The organism is Blautia marasmi (assembly GCF_900258535.1).
Lineage (GTDB): Bacteria > Bacillota > Clostridia > Lachnospirales > Lachnospiraceae > Blautia > Blautia hominis.
Map to the genome: position 1 here is coordinate 5450088 of NZ_OIWX01000001.1, position 13973 is coordinate 5464060.

The following is a 13973-nucleotide window of genomic DNA, read 5'->3' on the forward strand; positions in this document are numbered from 1 at the left end:
TTGCGAATGCCAAATTTCTCTCTTTTCACATGTATTTTATATCCTTATTTGCACTGTATAATTATAGATTTTGATGTATAACGGGTCAAAAACAGAGGTTGGGTCACAAATAGCACTTTTTTTCAAATCTGCACTACAATGCATAATTATACCACATTATGCGACACTGCCCGATACAGAAGGATGATTTTCTGCAAATCCTGCATTGGTGCAATCTTAGATATTATATACATTTTGAGGAAGAACTTCAAGTAGATATGTACGATCAACGTTAATATCCCGTACTGTTTTCTGTCCCGGCAGGACATCCATCGCAAAATCTGTAATCTCTACGGCAATAGCATATACTATTTTTCCAGCGTCTACATAAGTATCATTGGTAAATACCGGAGGATAATGTCACAGACAGACAGCTATGGCTTTGATGCTAATCTCATATTCAGCCAGGACTGTCGCATATGTGTTCCTTATAAAACGCCACTGCATATCCTCAAATCCGCTTAATTTAAGTAGCCGCTTAAAAGCCGGTTCTGCAAAGAACCTATGGTACGGAACCCCGTTTTCCCGGCAGCACAATATCCCAAATCATGAGGTTATAGGGGTTACACCAATAATTCCATGCACCTGTATGCACAGAATTGCACACAAAGACACCCCTATCCCATAACTTGTTTATAAGGGGAAAGATTCATTTTATCACATTTACCACATAATTTACCCCTCGAAATACTCCCAATATACGGCGGTTATGTGCATACTAAGAACATTATTAGGAAACTTGCCTGCAATACTTCTGCAGTTGTGTCCACACAGAAAAAAGGCAGCCATGTGTGCATATCCCGTAAAATAGTTATAGAACACTCTGGGATATAGCAGGCTGCACTTAAAAGAAGAGCCAGAAATAAATTTCCCCCTCGCATAAGTGAACATAAAGTTTCAAATTGCGTATTGAGTAAATCAAAAATTAACGGCCTTACATTTCCATTGAAACAAAGGGCGGAAAGGCATCAGAGCTGCCGCTGCGCTTCATCGTTTTTGTATCCACATCAAAACTCTTGCCATCATATTCATAACACAGCTTTCCGTCTTTATTATAAAAACGATGTTCTGATTGAAATGCCACCGGCTTGAAGCGCTCACCTTGAATGGGCTGGTCTCGGTACAATACCTGGTCTTCCGATAATTTAAGAACATCATTTTCGAGGCGCACATCATAAATACCGCTTACAATTGCCTCTGCCGCAACATTTTTTCCCGAAGCAGATATAAATCGAAAACATCCCGTAATACCATTTGTGCTTTTACGTTCTGCCAATTCAAAACGGAACAGGGAAACGCCGCTGAAGTCTTTCCGTAATTCTTCTCGCTGTTTATCCTTTCCCATAAGCCATATTTTCTCATTGGATACAATAAACATATCCAATTGGAATCCACTCCGGGAATATTTCAGATTAGAAAAAGATATTTGATCAGAATATACGCCCTGTAATGCCCCATTTTCCAACTCATAAACCAATTCCTTTGTAAACAGCGTTTTGCCATTCACATTTGACTCAATAAAGTCAATAATTTCTTTCATCACCGTACCCATCCTCTCAAATTGAAGTTCACTTATTTCGTTCAAGACGTAATGAAGTCCTCTTTCATACCCAGCCGATCCGTAACCCTATATAAGTTCCAGATCAAACAACGCCCTTATATATCTTATCCGGTAAGATATGCTCTCCCCAACAAGTTCTGATAACCAGTTTTATCGGAATGTTTCGATAGAAGCCGGCCAGTTAACAGCGCTGATGGGGTTCCGCATCGCTTGCGAATGTGCGGAAGCGTATGCACTGAATAAGGCATACTCAACATTATAGCCACCACCATATGGAATCTTCCCGCCCTTTTTCAACACAACCACAGCATTTACACAAAAGGTTCATTTTATAGCCGTAAGGTCTGCTCTTTCATAACGATTATGCCCTGGTAACTGCTTTTTGTATTTCCAGCATTGAATTGCCTGTTCCAACGATTTTCCTTGATTATCTGCAAAGAAATCACGGATATATGTATTGTACTCAAACTGTTTGTCAATTTTCGTTTTACCCTTTTTCTTATTTTCAAGAATCTGATCATAAGCTGCAATTGCTTCTTTGTATGTTTTCCCGCTATTGTTCTTTAGCCAATTCTGAAAAGCCACATTGAAAGAAAAGCCTCTTCCTATATGCTTCTTAAAAAAGGCTCTGTGCTTCTCTGAACAGATAATATCCGGTTCAATTTCTGTACTTTCCTCAATATCCGAAATTACAGTTACTTTTTTCTTTGTTTTTGGAACAGACAATATTTTACCCGTGTCAAGAAAATGGGCGATCCTGTCTGTAATCTCTATCTTTCCTCCTGAAACAGGCAGCGCATTCTTCCTGCAAAAGTCTATCAATTCCTCTTTTAAATAATAATGATCACGAAATGTTTTACTGTCTAAATTTCTATTCAATATCGGTCTTTCCGTCATGCTATCCCCCAAACAATCTTTTTAAATTTGTCGAAATACACTAAATAAGTTTCTTTTGATATTTACCCATCAGCACCGCCTTTTACAGAATAACTGGCGCATGTCTCTACGCCTGAATCATTCGTAACCGGTTCATGCAGCAGCTTTACCACTTCTCATAATGAATCTTCCCTACCTTCCAACAGGGACACATAGCTTTTATTTCATCCGGCCAACAACAGCCACTATGTCAGATATACCCGTACTGTTCCCATGCCGCCTTACAGATTTCCAATTCCCCTTTACATAATGAAAGAATAAAATCCCAAAATGAGCTTAGTTTTTTCTTCATAATACTCCTTGTTACACTATATCATCCCATTCAAATACTCCTCTGCAGAATATTAATTGGAAAGTTTCAATCATACCTGAAACAATAACGCCGGCAAGCAGCCCCTTCCACCAGCTTAGCCTGCGGTTAAATGTTACCGAAAGCAATGCTGTGCACCGACTTGGTTTAACTGGAAGTTGTGCAAGGAATTTTTGAAAATGCACAGAAAACTAACAACAAAGCTAGACTTTGTTGTCCCCAATCAAACATACCATTGATTATGGCATTGGCAGGTAAAATAGTTGCAGCCATAATTGAAAGCCCCATAAACAAAAGGGGATTTATTAGCACCCATCTTTTCTTTCCCCATGTTCCTTTTATTGCAGCATAAAACATAATAATTGATAAGATCATAAAACTTATTGCAGCCAAAAGCGCAACACAGATAAATGTTGCAAAAAAGCGTTCACTAATCTGTTTAGCTAATGTTATATTCTCTATTGCCAGTTGATTGTATAGCCATGCGGATATTGCAAATACGCAATGGTATAATGTTCCTACCGCAACAAATACAGCAGACGCTATTAAAAATGTTTTATCATATTTACTGGCTTTTTCTTTAAGCAAAACAAATATAGCATAAAACCCGCAAAACATTAAAAGAAGTGCAATCACACCCAATATCCCGCCTATAACAAATCTGCTAGGTGCAGCGTTTGACCATTCCTCTGAAAAAGCAGGAAAAAGATGAAACATCCCTACCTTTTTCACAGGGTAAAAGCAACCCAATAATAAATCTCCGCAAAAGCAAAGTACGCTCCCTGCGATAGCAATATAGAACAGCTTTTTTATTGTCATGTTTTACTATCTCCCCATATAAAATTCTAATTGATGGTAATATTAAATCAATTCCAAAGCTCTTTTATACAATGGGTAAACTTCTCCATATTAGATTTTAATCCTTCCTTCTTGTAACTCCTTTCAAATAAGAAAATTCCCGTTTGTTGAGTGCGCCTTTTACCAATAAGGCCCACTAATAGCTTTCACTCTTTGTTCTATACATTTTGAACAGTATACAGACACCATATATCCCAGCAATCAATAAAATAATATCTTCATAGGCGTTGAAAATCACTGATTTTATCCCAGTCAATCCCCAAATAGTCAATAAAGTTAGAAGAACCTTATTTTTTCTTTTATATCCTGCGTAGACAGCTATACTTAGACTGATTACAGGACAAGGCATAATGTATGTCACCATTTGCGGAAAAGAGTTACCCAAAAGTATGGAAACGGCAGGGTAAAGCAAATAAAGGAGCAACAATGTAATCTGAATTAAGTTTGGTCTTTTAATCATATCCTCTTTGTTGCGCCAACTTTCGTAAAAAAACAATCCCCCACAAAGCAGATATAATGGCAAAGCAAAAAACTTTTGAATAGGTTCTGTCCCATACCATGCAAAAAATGCAATGCCAATAAACAGATTTACAATTCCTAATGAAAATTTTGCCGCCCACTTTACCTTTTGCATATAAGATAACATAATCGCTAGCAACATAAATGTGAACAGTATAATTTGAATTATCCACGTCTGCTTATTATAATTACCAATAACATTCCAAAATGCTTGTGCATCCATTTTTTATCTCCACAACTTCTCATTTATCTACCTGCTTTGCAATTATCAGTTATTCCTGGCAGGATCCCAAATGGCTTTTAATCGTCATCTTAAACAGCGGATTCTGCATCAGCTGTGGCATATTCACTTTTTCACACACCTGCTGTACAATCTGTTCCAGATTTCCTCCCAGGATTTCTTTCCTTACGGTTGCTGTGGCAGTCTGCAACATACCGATTAAGTTTCTGGCCTCACTGATTTTTACCTGCATTTCTTCCCTGGTATATGCTTTATCCAAGGCCGGGTAAAACGTATGTACTGCTGATAATTCTTCTAATCTCCGTAAACTATCCAAAGTGTCGTCTTTATTTACATAGATGGGGATATCCCCGGTTACCGGAACTGAATCGCCAATAAATGCAGACCCGTCAATGATATAAGTAACCTCATCTGCCGAGTGCCCAGGCGTGCCGAGCACCTGTACTGTAAAATCTTCCTCTAATTCAATACGGTCCCCATCCGCCGCCACACAGTCTACCACAGAAGACTTTCCGGCAAGCTGATAAAAATTCGGTATCGGTCGTTCCCGGAACTGCAGATCTACATCTTCAATCCAGCGCCTTTCTCCTACGCTGGCATAAATCTTGCATTTTGCTTTATACTGAAAATATGCCGCTGTCCCAATATGATCCGGATGCGCATGTGTAAGAAAAATTGCTCTGATATCAGAGACACTTCTCCCTATGGAATGTAAGTAATCTTTAATGATTTCTTCGCTCCCATAAGTCCCTGAATCAATCAGATAGCAGCATTTCCTCCCCAATTCCCGGCACGATGATCGCCCTGCTGTCAACACTGTTCACCCGTTTCATCATAATTGCCTTGTATTCAGCAGAAGAAAAGCAACGTTCCAGTGCCGCCTTATCCGGAAACTCTATAACAATGCTTCTTTGCGGACATCTTCCATCGTTCAGGCTAACCACAGTATTGGTACGGACAAGATATTTCCCCCCGTACTGCTCTACAATAGGCCTAACCTGGACAATATAATCATCGTACTCTCCTCCGGAACCGTCTTCCGGTATATAAGTATCCACCATAAAATAATAAGACATCTTACCTTCCCCTCTTTCTTTTTTGCTATCGCCTGCAAAATAACAGATTATTCACTTGTTCGGTGATCCCTTACGGTTTTATTTTCCTCAACAACAACTTTCAATATCTGAAATCCAGGATTTAATAATATCGCCGTTTTCCAGCAGCTTCTCTTTATTTTTTTCAATGCCTTGCAGCAACTTATATGATGCTGCCAATATCCGGACAGAGCCTTTAATAAAGCATAATCGCCCGTGGACAAAACCCCTTTACCAGCCTCCATTGCTTTTATCCGGGTATAGGCTTCATCCGCTGAGCTGCCAACCGTTTTCCGGAAATCCCTTAATACCCACTGCCTTTCAAATATATTTCTATCCTTCCAGCCAAAATATTGCTCCTCATAGGTTTTCATGACCCTTTTCAGGGTTTCAAAATCGCAGTTCTCATAAGCATGTCTTTCCTGTTCTGTCCCATTGATTACCTGTATGGAACCAATCTCCTGTCCATTATACTGCTCTGCATACAGCACGGATAAATCAAAACCAAACGCAGCATCTTCCACTCCTATGATGTGCGCCTGGTTCATCTCATAAAATTCATCCAATTAAACTCTGTGCTGTACTCACCGCGAAAGGAATCCGGTTGTTTTATTTTATCACATAAACCTTTTACTGTCTTGTAAGAAATGACACAGCAAGGAGAATTAATGCAAGCCGTGCAGCGATAAATGGTTTATAAATGGCATGGATACCGCTGTTCTGGCCCCAACAGGTCTTAACAAACAGATTTTTTTTATCGAAGCTAATGGGGATTCCGTATCTATTCGCACAAAAGGCAAGAGTCCTATGTCCAAAATAGATACTGGCATTGTAAAATATCATTTTGAGATTGGTGCCGGAAAGGAAAATTTCAATTGGAAATGATTTGAAACATATATTTATGGGCTGTCACAAGGATTACCTATGTACAGGATCTTCTGTCTCCTACACCTCCTCCGATATAAGTAAGGCGGAGAAGCTTTTAAATACCTGCTATACCGGTATATATTTTTATGTGTCAATTTCTATATGTAACACGCTGATCTGCTCTTTCATTATAAAAATCTATGGAGTGCTCTGGTCTGGCCTCTGCCTGCACCGGCCAGTATCATAACCCACAGCAGTATGATCTTTACTCCTTGGAACCCGGTTGCGATACTTTCCCATATTTTTTCTGAAAGGTCATGATAAGCAGGATCACTAAAATCTGTATGGCATAGACGATAAGCGTTTTTGTATTTGGGAAATTATTAAGAGATGCCAATGTATACATTCCACCCAAAACCGTATTTCCCCATGCATGAATTAGTATTCCCGCCCAAATGCTGTCTGTCAATCGATATATAGCCGCTAGAGTAATACCTAATGTTACAGTATACAGGCTAAAAGCCAAAAAATTCATGCTTCCTTGGGATGCATTTGGCACAAACCATAACGGCAAATGCCATAAACTCCAAATGACTCCCTCAATAAGGGCTGCCATTATGAAAGAAAATCGCTTTTCAAGCAAAGGCTGAAAAACGCCGCGCCATCCAATTTCCTCCAGTCCCCCGCCAAAGATCATCAATGGGATATAGAGAATAAACAGATACCACGGATTCCCCAAATAGCTTTCTTGTACCACACATGCCACAAATTTAGAGCAGTTTCTTTTGCCGTTAAGTAATCCATTTCGCATCCCTCCTCTGCTTATTATATTTCGCATATCTGAAATATACAAGACATTCAAGCAGTTATTCTCTACTCGATCAATCCATTGATCTTGATGAAATTGTTCCTGTTCCCACACTGCTTATAAAAAAGTACAAAAAAAGACACCGCTAAGCGCCTTCACAAAAAACTTATAAACTGAATTTATTCACAAATATTCTGTACCCTTCCAACTGTTCCATCCTCCAGCATCACCTTGATTCCTCTTGAATGATTTGCCGAATTGGTCAAAAGTCTTTTTACAATACCATCTGTTAATTTCCCGCTTCTCTGATCCTGTTTCTGTACTATCTGTACTCTCATACCTGGTTTAATGTTGCTTCTTACTGTTCCGTCCATATATATTCCTCCTCAATTCTATATTATCAACACGATGCAGCACTGGAATTTCTCTATCTTTAATCTATACAGGAAATATTATATCACATCAGTCATCAATGTCTATTCTTTCGATTTTGAAAACAACTGGTCTGGTACCATCACTGCAACAGGCAATCATGATTTTATCATCATTCATCCATCCATGCATAATTGCTCCACCTTGAAGCCCGGAATAAATATATCTACTAATTGCGTCCCATGCTTCTGAGCAGAAGGGAACACCATCTGTCCCACAATGCATTGTTCCAGGAGAAAGTAATACACCTTCATCTGGTTTCCCACTTTTTATCAGTGTTCCTGCTCCCATATGCCAATAATCATCTCGTTCTTCATTTCGATAAAACATAAATTCATCGCCCACATTGTAGCAAGTGCATTTACCGCTGTTTGGTACAGCGCAATACTGCGCTTGTAATTCAGGAAATAACTTTTTTTCTAAAATTGTAACCTTTACTCTATGTTCCATAACATATCTCTCCTTATAAATTCAAAATTTTCTAATAAACTGGAGTTAAACACAACTAATTTTTATTTTTCTTTAATGGTTTGGTCCGTTCTTTTACTAATGTATTGTCAGAAGTAATGACTATTTTTGTATACTTAATTTGGGTACCGGTAAATCTTATAACATACTCTTTTTCTTTTTCAAGATTATCAAGTGATATAGAAAATACGGTATTATCAGTATCTCCGATCCAGACTTCGCTCCAAAAAACCTTATCTGTTTCATTATCTGCTATTTCTAAAATACCCTCCTGCCCCTCCATCTGAAATGAAATATTTAATTTTAGAATATCAATATCATCCGATACATAAACTGATTTTTCATTGACAAATGGGTCTGAGGTTTCATAGCTATCTGTTAATTCCATCTCAATTAATGACCTTGCTGTATTTTTGCTGCAGCCTGACAGTAAAAGCATAGCACAAAGGAATAACGTCAATATCTTATTCATTATATCTTCCTCCATGAATCTGATTTTCGCCCAATTCCCTGATAAGCCGGAATTTAAGCTTAATAATAATATAAGGCTGGAATTTTGATTTTCAAGTCAGTCTGAAAGATAATTTGACTATAAGCCATTCGATATACTGGGGTTCTATCTATTTATCCTTTGTGCTGCCGATTTCAAGCAGATTCCCCTCTGGGTCAGCTACATAAAAGTTGCGGATACCAAAAGGATAAGTGATGGGTTCTCCTGTTGGAAACTTCACACCTAAGCTTGAAAGACGCTCATATTCAGAATCCACATCAGCGAAGCTCTGCAGCCAAAGAGCGATTTCAAAAGTCTGGTTGATACCTTTTGGTGGTACATACTCCCCTGCAATTGCCTTAACGAATTCTTCTCTACTATACATAAACAGAGACAATTCACCGCCTGCTGTTTCAAAGTCTGCAAAAGGTCCACCATTCCATTGAGTTTGAAAACCCAATACATCTCGGTAAAAACGAACCATTTTTTCCATATTACCCACTAACAGGCTTACACCTATATGAACATCTTTTCCAATCATGTTTTATCTCCTCTATTTGCAAATTTAAATTTATAGCTTCAGTATACCATCCAAATTAGCGGGTTACAACATAAAAGAAGGCGCCGGAGCGCCTTCCATAATCAATTTTTCAGACAGATCTCGTGGCTGACTACGTTAAAAACCAGATGAGATATGGGACAAACTGGAAGAACTTTATAAACAAATGCCTTACTGGAACGGCTATATCGATGGATGCCCGCAGTGGTACGGTACAGATGACAGAGTTATTGAAGCATCTGCTGAGCCGAGCGGCCTGCAGCTGTATGCCAAACTATCCGATGAAGAATGGAACAGATGGTTTGAACTGTTCAAACAGAAAGCAACTGCCGCTCTCGGTTATCCTGTTGGGGAACCCGAAGATGGCTTTGAATTTCCTCTGGTACCCTAATCTATACATTTAAAAAGATGTCCGTCTTGGGCATCTTTTTTATCGGATCCTCTCCGAACTGATTCTTAATATTGCTGTAAAAACTAAACTGCTATTGAACGCTCAATGCCATGGCAGAATACTCCATGATGGAAGTTCAGTCGTGGCCTTCTTTATTATTCTTCATTTGTTGGATAGGCGCAAAAGGTGCCTACCCCTGCAACTTTTTCCTGCTATGCGGGCACTTTTGTTCTTTCAGATTTCAATGCCGGGTTATTTTTTCTTTTTGACGATTACTGCTACTGCTCCGACAATAACTGCAATAATTGCTGCAACAAAAACTTTTAATGTCATATGCTTGTTCCCCTTTCGTGTTCTGATGAATTGATTATCCCATTCAAGTGTTTATAGATTGTCAGTATATTGTTAAAGTAATATTAATCTGTATCTTTTGCTTAGTTTAACAGTTCATTTGCTTTTTGGCATATCTGGTAAATTTCATCGTACTTCTGCTCAATGAGCGGTGTTACCTGAATTGTTTTGTTCTTACGGATTGCACGGTAACTGAAATATGGGAGTATCCATCCGATAAAACCGGGGATTGCCAGGATAATACATAATGCTACCATGGGCGGCTGATGGGTAACTGCAAATACGGATCCTGCCATAAATGCGCTTCCGATAATGCCAAGGGAATAAGCTACAACAGATGCTTTGACTGATTTTGATGCTTCCAGACTGTTGATTTGCTCCACATTACTGTCAAACTGGCGCTCCATGCGTGTCAATTCTGCCTTATTGCCTATTTTTCGGTCCCGTTTAAACTTCATGCTGACAGTTCCGATTCCTGTTGCTGGGGAAGATGTGCCCTCCAGGCTCCACCCAAAATTTTCATACCCGTCTGCATAAACCGATTCCATTTCCTGTTTCACTGAGATATCCTTGTACTCATAACCAATAAAATTTTTTTCGCTCATTCTCTTTCTCCTCTTTTTCGTTGTTTGTCTTTGACAATACCAGAATAATGCTTCACTGTTTTCAAATTGCTTCAGAATTGTTTGAATTATATTAATTCTGTGTTTCTTATATAAAACCATACCCCTGTTCATTTAGCTGGTTGATCGCATCATAATGCTGCTCAATCATTGGATTCACCTTTCTGGTTTTTCTATTCCTTGCACCCTTGTAAATAAGCGCAGGCAAGACCCATTCAAGGATTCCGGGTACTGCAAAGATTACACAAGCTGGTACATTGCCTGCCAGATATGCAAAGGTGGCAAATTCCATCCAGACCGTGCCCGCCAGTCCAACCGTATATGCGATTGCCGTATAGCAGGCAGAATCTCATCCTACATAAATAAGTATCAGGGAAGCCTTCTTTTTATAGAATGCTTCCCTGATACTTCATGTATTTATATAAATTTTTCAACCAATTTCATGTTGTAGACTATGGTCAATCCGCTGACGAAAATCTTTCCGTACTTCTTTGGCTTACGAACTGATACGAAACATGTAGCATCACTACAGCAGGTCATTTCCTTTTTTACAGATTTCATAAATCTCATCATACTTGTCTTCCAGTAAAGGAGTCATTTTTTCTTTCTGCTTCTTTGCCAATGATTTATAGATAAAATATGGCAGAATCCAGCCTGTGAATCCGGGAATAGCAAACAGGATACATAAGCCTATTAATGACGGACTGGCAGTCACCGCGAACGTGGAGCATGCCATGCAAGCGGTTCCTGCCATCCCGATTCCCAGCGAAACCATAGTAGGAACCGAGGTTTGTGATCTCTTCAATGACTTGAGTTCATTCATGCTGGATTCAAAATGACGTTCCAGACGTGTGAGTTCCACTTTGTTTAAGATCACCCGGTCCCGTTTCAAACGAAGCGTTACATTGTGCCCTTTTTTGTTTATCTGGCGGTCCCCGTCTGCAATCCATCCAAAATTCATATATCCATCCAGATACATAGAAACCTCTGCTTCTTCTATCTCTACTTCTTTATAATCATAGCCGGTAAATTTTTTTCGCTCTCCTGTGGTATCTTTCATATGTTATACCGCCTCTTCCTGAATTGGGATCCGTACCGTGAAAGTACTCCCTTTCCCCACAACACTTTCAGCAGATATAGTAAATCCTGACAGCTGCAGCACCCGTAAAGCAATGGAAAGTCCCAATCCGTTTCCTTCTGTTGCATGGGAAGTATCCCCCTGGTAAAATTTATCAAAAATGTGATCCAGTGTTTTCTTACTCATGCCGCAGCCGCTGTCTTTTATCCGGACAAGGATTTCTTTTTCATCAGAAGTCTGATACAGTGTCACTGTTCCGCCCGGCTCCGTAAATTTCACTGCATTGCTTAACAAGTTATTCCAGACAAGCGCCATGAGTTCCTCGTCTGCTGCTATCATGACCCGCTCCTCAATATCCGCAATAAATTCAATTTCTTTCTTCTCCCATACATCTTCAAACTGCAGAGCACATTCGCAGAGCTGTCTGCAGACATCATAAGGCTCAGCCATCAGCGTGATGGCCTGCTTTTCCAGTTTGCTTAATTTCAGCATGTTGGTGATCAAACTAGAAAGCCGGTGGGTTGCGTAAAGAATTGTTTCCGTATATTCCTTACGCTTTTCCTCCGAAAGCTCGTCTGTGTACAACAGTTCTGCGTGACTCTGTATAATAGAAAGCGGGGTTTTGATTTCATGGGACACATTGGAAAAAAAATCTGTCTTCAATGTCTCAATACTCCCAAGCTCTTCCACCATCTTGTTGAAATCCATGATCATAAAATCCAGATAATCCTTCTTTTCTATGGTGTGAATAGGGGGGACATAAACAGAAAAATCTCCGTGTGCTACTTTATCTGTTGCTTCTGCAAGCTGCTTCATTGGAACATCATAGGTCTTTCTCACCTTCCGTCTGGTGAATAGTGTTAATCCGATGGCAACCGCAGACCAGTATAAAACGGGAACTACAGTCTGAATCAAATCATTCCATCCCAGTGTGTCCATCAGCACCAGAAGTCCGATATGCATTCCTGACATTAATAAAAGAACCCCCAGATATATGACGAAAAGGGATGGGGGAAATCTAGACTCTCTGATCGTATTTTTCATATTGCCTTTTGTCTGCTTCATGACAGCACCGCCTTATATCCAAGCCCCCGGACTGTTTTAATCTCAAATCCGTCGCAGGCAGATAATTTGTCACGGAGTTTCGTTATATATACATCCACTGCCCGCAAGCTGGTTTCGCTTTCCACACCCCAAAACTCATCCATGAGCTGTACCCTGGAAAAGGTTTTTTTGGGGTAGGACAGCAGCTTATAAATAATATTAAATTCCCTTGTAGTAAGATTGATCTCCTCTCCATCAATTTCTGCGCTCATGCCATCTGCATCCAGCTCCAGATTACCAATGACAATCTTTCTCTCCATTTCAATATTAGCGCGGCGCAAAAGGGCCCGTACCCGGAGGAGAAGTTCATCCAATTCGATTGGTTTTACCATATAATCATCAATACCAAGCTGAAATCCCTTCTGCTTTGAGGGCAGATCATCCTTTGCCGACATAAAAAGTATGGGGATATTTTTATTTACAGCCCGGACCGTCTCTGCAAATTCAAATCCGTCAATTTCCGGCATCATAATATCAGAAATAATCATTTCATAAAGGTGGTTGTACATTTCTTCATAAGCACTGTTCGCACCCAGACAACCTTTTGCATAAAAGCCACAGTCATTCAGATATTGGCACACAATTTTATTCAGGTTTGCATCATCTTCTATCACAAGTATGTTAATCATTGCTCATTCCTCCATCTCCCATTTCTTTTTTCTGCTTTAGTGCCCAATATATTCCGTAAATCCCCATGCCCAGAACCATCAGGCACATGAACGCCCCTGTACCTGCATTCATCAGCTCCACGACTCTATCCTCCAGATTCCCCTGTCCGAAAGAAGAAAGCATAGCAGTCTGTAAGGACAAGATGGCAACACAGGCATCTGCATATCCAATACTCTGGATAGTCATCAGAAGCGGGGACTTCATTTTACCAGCCTTTATCCTGCCTGCGATCGCAAGCGGAACTTTGATAAACGCATAGAGTGCAAAAGCATAAATGGTATATCCCGGATAATGCCTCCCCCCTTGGGAACGCAGGGTAAGGATCACCATTCCTCCAAGTGCGGCTGTCATAACAAGAAACAGAATACTGCAGTTTCTGTAAACTGCAAGCTCCAGAAGAATCAACTTCTTGTTCTGTTCTGCTTTGGATATACGCCTCTCATAATTCACCGCCCAATAACGCATGATACTTAGCAGGGTATAATAAACAGATAATGTGATATACCAGGCCGATTGACTCTTGATGCCAACCACACTGTTAAATACAGCAAATGCCAGATTCATCAGCAGCCCTG

Annotated in this window: 19 protein-coding genes and 1 pseudogene; 2 read left to right on the plus strand and 18 right to left on the minus strand. The window is 39.8% G+C overall.

All coding sequences use genetic code 11. From position 1 onward, the window contains the following. Positions 1-973 precede the first annotated feature (973 nt). From C6P39_RS23915 to C6P39_RS23950, 8 genes are all read right to left on the minus strand, one after another. A complete protein-coding gene (locus C6P39_RS23915) occupies positions 974-1579 on the minus strand; it encodes a hypothetical protein (protein WP_104805430.1) in 606 nt (201 codons plus the stop codon). Positions 1580-1924: 345 nt separating this feature from the next. Next, positions 1925-2497, minus strand: a complete 573-nt coding sequence (locus tag C6P39_RS23920; RefSeq protein ID WP_104805431.1) for a DUF6434 domain-containing protein — start codon at positions 2495-2497, stop codon at positions 1925-1927. 342 nt (positions 2498-2839) lie between these two features. After that, entirely contained in the window at positions 2840-3031 is a 192-nt protein-coding gene (locus C6P39_RS28580; RefSeq protein WP_242987121.1) for a VanZ family protein, read from the minus strand. Continuing rightward, on the minus strand, positions 2994-3665 hold the full coding sequence (locus C6P39_RS23930) for a DUF6796 family protein (RefSeq protein ID WP_104805432.1): 672 nt from the start codon (positions 3663-3665) through the stop codon (positions 2994-2996). Before C6P39_RS23930 ends, C6P39_RS28580 begins: the two co-directional genes overlap by 38 nt. A gap of 175 nt (positions 3666-3840) precedes the next feature. Continuing rightward, positions 3841-4446, minus strand: coding sequence for a DUF6064 family protein (locus C6P39_RS23935; protein WP_104805433.1), 606 nt, complete (start codon positions 4444-4446; stop codon positions 3841-3843). 49 nt (positions 4447-4495) lie between these two features. Next, positions 4496-5278 carry an MBL fold metallo-hydrolase gene (locus C6P39_RS23940; RefSeq protein ID WP_158661682.1) on the minus strand — a complete coding sequence of 261 codons (783 nt, stop codon included), beginning with the start codon at positions 5276-5278 and terminating at the stop codon, positions 4496-4498. After that, positions 5220-5540 carry a DUF1330 domain-containing protein gene (locus tag C6P39_RS23945; RefSeq protein ID WP_095172985.1) on the minus strand — a complete coding sequence of 107 codons (321 nt, stop codon included), beginning with the start codon at positions 5538-5540 and terminating at the stop codon, positions 5220-5222. The genes C6P39_RS23940 and C6P39_RS23945 overlap by 59 nt, the downstream gene beginning before the upstream one ends. Before the next feature lie 47 nt (positions 5541-5587). Next, entirely contained in the window at positions 5588-6106 is a 519-nt protein-coding gene (locus C6P39_RS23950; RefSeq protein ID WP_104805435.1) for a hypothetical protein, read from the minus strand. 145 nt (positions 6107-6251) lie between these two features. Here C6P39_RS23950 and C6P39_RS28585 point away from each other — a divergent pair. Beyond that, positions 6252-6443 (plus strand): annotated as a pseudogene (locus tag C6P39_RS28585) (nitroreductase family protein); the annotation flags it as partial. 247 nt (positions 6444-6690) lie between these two features. Here C6P39_RS28585 and C6P39_RS23960 read toward each other — a convergent pair. The 5 genes from C6P39_RS23960 to C6P39_RS23980 all read right to left on the minus strand — a co-directional run bounded on the left by C6P39_RS23960 (position 6691) and on the right by C6P39_RS23980 (position 9164). Beyond that, positions 6691-7236: a CPBP family intramembrane glutamic endopeptidase gene (locus tag C6P39_RS23960; RefSeq protein ID WP_242987122.1), complete on the minus strand. Its 546-nt coding sequence runs from the start codon at positions 7234-7236 to the stop codon at positions 6691-6693. 176 nt (positions 7237-7412) lie between these two features. Further along, entirely contained in the window at positions 7413-7607 is a 195-nt protein-coding gene (locus tag C6P39_RS23965; protein ID WP_104805437.1) for a YwbE family protein, read from the minus strand. A gap of 88 nt (positions 7608-7695) precedes the next feature. Continuing rightward, the gene (locus C6P39_RS23970; protein ID WP_104805438.1) at positions 7696-8115 is read right to left on the minus strand and encodes a TIGR04076 family protein; all 420 of its coding nucleotides are present in this window, start codon (positions 8113-8115) and stop codon (positions 7696-7698) included. Positions 8116-8170: 55 nt separating this feature from the next. Next, positions 8171-8605, minus strand: a complete 435-nt coding sequence (locus C6P39_RS23975; RefSeq protein WP_158661683.1) for a DUF4624 family lipoprotein — start codon at positions 8603-8605, stop codon at positions 8171-8173. Positions 8606-8753: 148 nt separating this feature from the next. After that, the gene (locus tag C6P39_RS23980) at positions 8754-9164 is read right to left on the minus strand and encodes a VOC family protein (protein WP_104805440.1); all 411 of its coding nucleotides are present in this window, start codon (positions 9162-9164) and stop codon (positions 8754-8756) included. Between the two features lie 184 nt (positions 9165-9348). On the opposite strand from C6P39_RS23980, the gene C6P39_RS23985 reads away from it, so the two are divergent. Further along, positions 9349-9573, plus strand: a complete 225-nt coding sequence (locus tag C6P39_RS23985; RefSeq protein WP_242987123.1) for a hypothetical protein — start codon at positions 9349-9351, stop codon at positions 9571-9573. Positions 9574-10007: 434 nt separating this feature from the next. Here the strand turns inward: C6P39_RS23985 and C6P39_RS23990 are convergent, their stop codons facing one another. From C6P39_RS23990 to C6P39_RS24015, 5 genes are all read right to left on the minus strand, one after another. After that, entirely contained in the window at positions 10008-10529 is a 522-nt protein-coding gene (locus C6P39_RS23990; RefSeq protein ID WP_095172977.1) for a hypothetical protein, read from the minus strand. A 544-nt stretch (positions 10530-11073) separates the two neighbouring features. Further along, positions 11074-11607 carry a hypothetical protein gene (locus C6P39_RS24000; protein WP_104805443.1) on the minus strand — a complete coding sequence of 178 codons (534 nt, stop codon included), beginning with the start codon at positions 11605-11607 and terminating at the stop codon, positions 11074-11076. A 3-nt stretch (positions 11608-11610) separates the two neighbouring features. Continuing rightward, entirely contained in the window at positions 11611-12690 is a 1080-nt protein-coding gene (locus tag C6P39_RS24005; protein ID WP_104805444.1) for a HAMP domain-containing sensor histidine kinase, read from the minus strand. Further along, positions 12687-13358 carry a response regulator transcription factor gene (locus C6P39_RS24010; protein ID WP_095172973.1) on the minus strand — a complete coding sequence of 224 codons (672 nt, stop codon included), beginning with the start codon at positions 13356-13358 and terminating at the stop codon, positions 12687-12689. The genes C6P39_RS24005 and C6P39_RS24010 overlap by 4 nt, the downstream gene beginning before the upstream one ends. Continuing rightward, positions 13351-13962, minus strand: a complete 612-nt coding sequence (locus tag C6P39_RS24015; RefSeq protein WP_104805445.1) for a hypothetical protein — start codon at positions 13960-13962, stop codon at positions 13351-13353. The genes C6P39_RS24010 and C6P39_RS24015 overlap by 8 nt, the downstream gene beginning before the upstream one ends. Positions 13963-13973: the final 11 nt, after the last annotated feature.

Coding starts and splice junctions, on each gene's coding strand:
- C6P39_RS23915 (WP_104805430.1), bottom strand. CDS start 1,579: ATGAAAGAAATTATTGACTTTATTGAGTCAAATGTGAATGGCAAAACG.
- C6P39_RS23920 (WP_104805431.1), bottom strand. CDS start 2,497: ATGACGGAAAGACCGATATTGAATAGAAATTTAGACAGTAAAACATTT.
- C6P39_RS23930 (WP_104805432.1), bottom strand. CDS start 3,665: ATGACAATAAAAAAGCTGTTCTATATTGCTATCGCAGGGAGCGTACTT.
- C6P39_RS23935 (WP_104805433.1), bottom strand. CDS start 4,446: ATGGATGCACAAGCATTTTGGAATGTTATTGGTAATTATAATAAGCAG.
- C6P39_RS23945 (WP_095172985.1), bottom strand. CDS start 5,540: ATGTCTTATTATTTTATGGTGGATACTTATATACCGGAAGACGGTTCC.
- C6P39_RS23950 (WP_104805435.1), bottom strand. CDS start 6,106: ATGAACCAGGCGCACATCATAGGAGTGGAAGATGCTGCGTTTGGTTTT.
- C6P39_RS23960 (WP_242987122.1), bottom strand. CDS start 7,236: ATGCGAAATGGATTACTTAACGGCAAAAGAAACTGCTCTAAATTTGTG.
- C6P39_RS23965 (WP_104805437.1), bottom strand. CDS start 7,607: ATGGACGGAACAGTAAGAAGCAACATTAAACCAGGTATGAGAGTACAG.
- C6P39_RS23970 (WP_104805438.1), bottom strand. CDS start 8,115: ATGGAACATAGAGTAAAGGTTACAATTTTAGAAAAAAAGTTATTTCCT.
- C6P39_RS23975 (WP_158661683.1), bottom strand. CDS start 8,605: ATGAATAAGATATTGACGTTATTCCTTTGTGCTATGCTTTTACTGTCA.
- C6P39_RS23980 (WP_104805440.1), bottom strand. CDS start 9,164: ATGATTGGAAAAGATGTTCATATAGGTGTAAGCCTGTTAGTGGGTAAT.
- C6P39_RS23985 (WP_242987123.1), top strand. CDS start 9,349: ATGCCTTACTGGAACGGCTATATCGATGGATGCCCGCAGTGGTACGGT.
- C6P39_RS23990 (WP_095172977.1), bottom strand. CDS start 10,529: ATGAGCGAAAAAAATTTTATTGGTTATGAGTACAAGGATATCTCAGTG.
- C6P39_RS24000 (WP_104805443.1), bottom strand. CDS start 11,607: ATGAAAGATACCACAGGAGAGCGAAAAAAATTTACCGGCTATGATTAT.
- C6P39_RS24005 (WP_104805444.1), bottom strand. CDS start 12,690: ATGAAGCAGACAAAAGGCAATATGAAAAATACGATCAGAGAGTCTAGA.
- C6P39_RS24010 (WP_095172973.1), bottom strand. CDS start 13,358: ATGATTAACATACTTGTGATAGAAGATGATGCAAACCTGAATAAAATT.
- C6P39_RS24015 (WP_104805445.1), bottom strand. CDS start 13,962: ATGAATCTGGCATTTGCTGTATTTAACAGTGTGGTTGGCATCAAGAGT.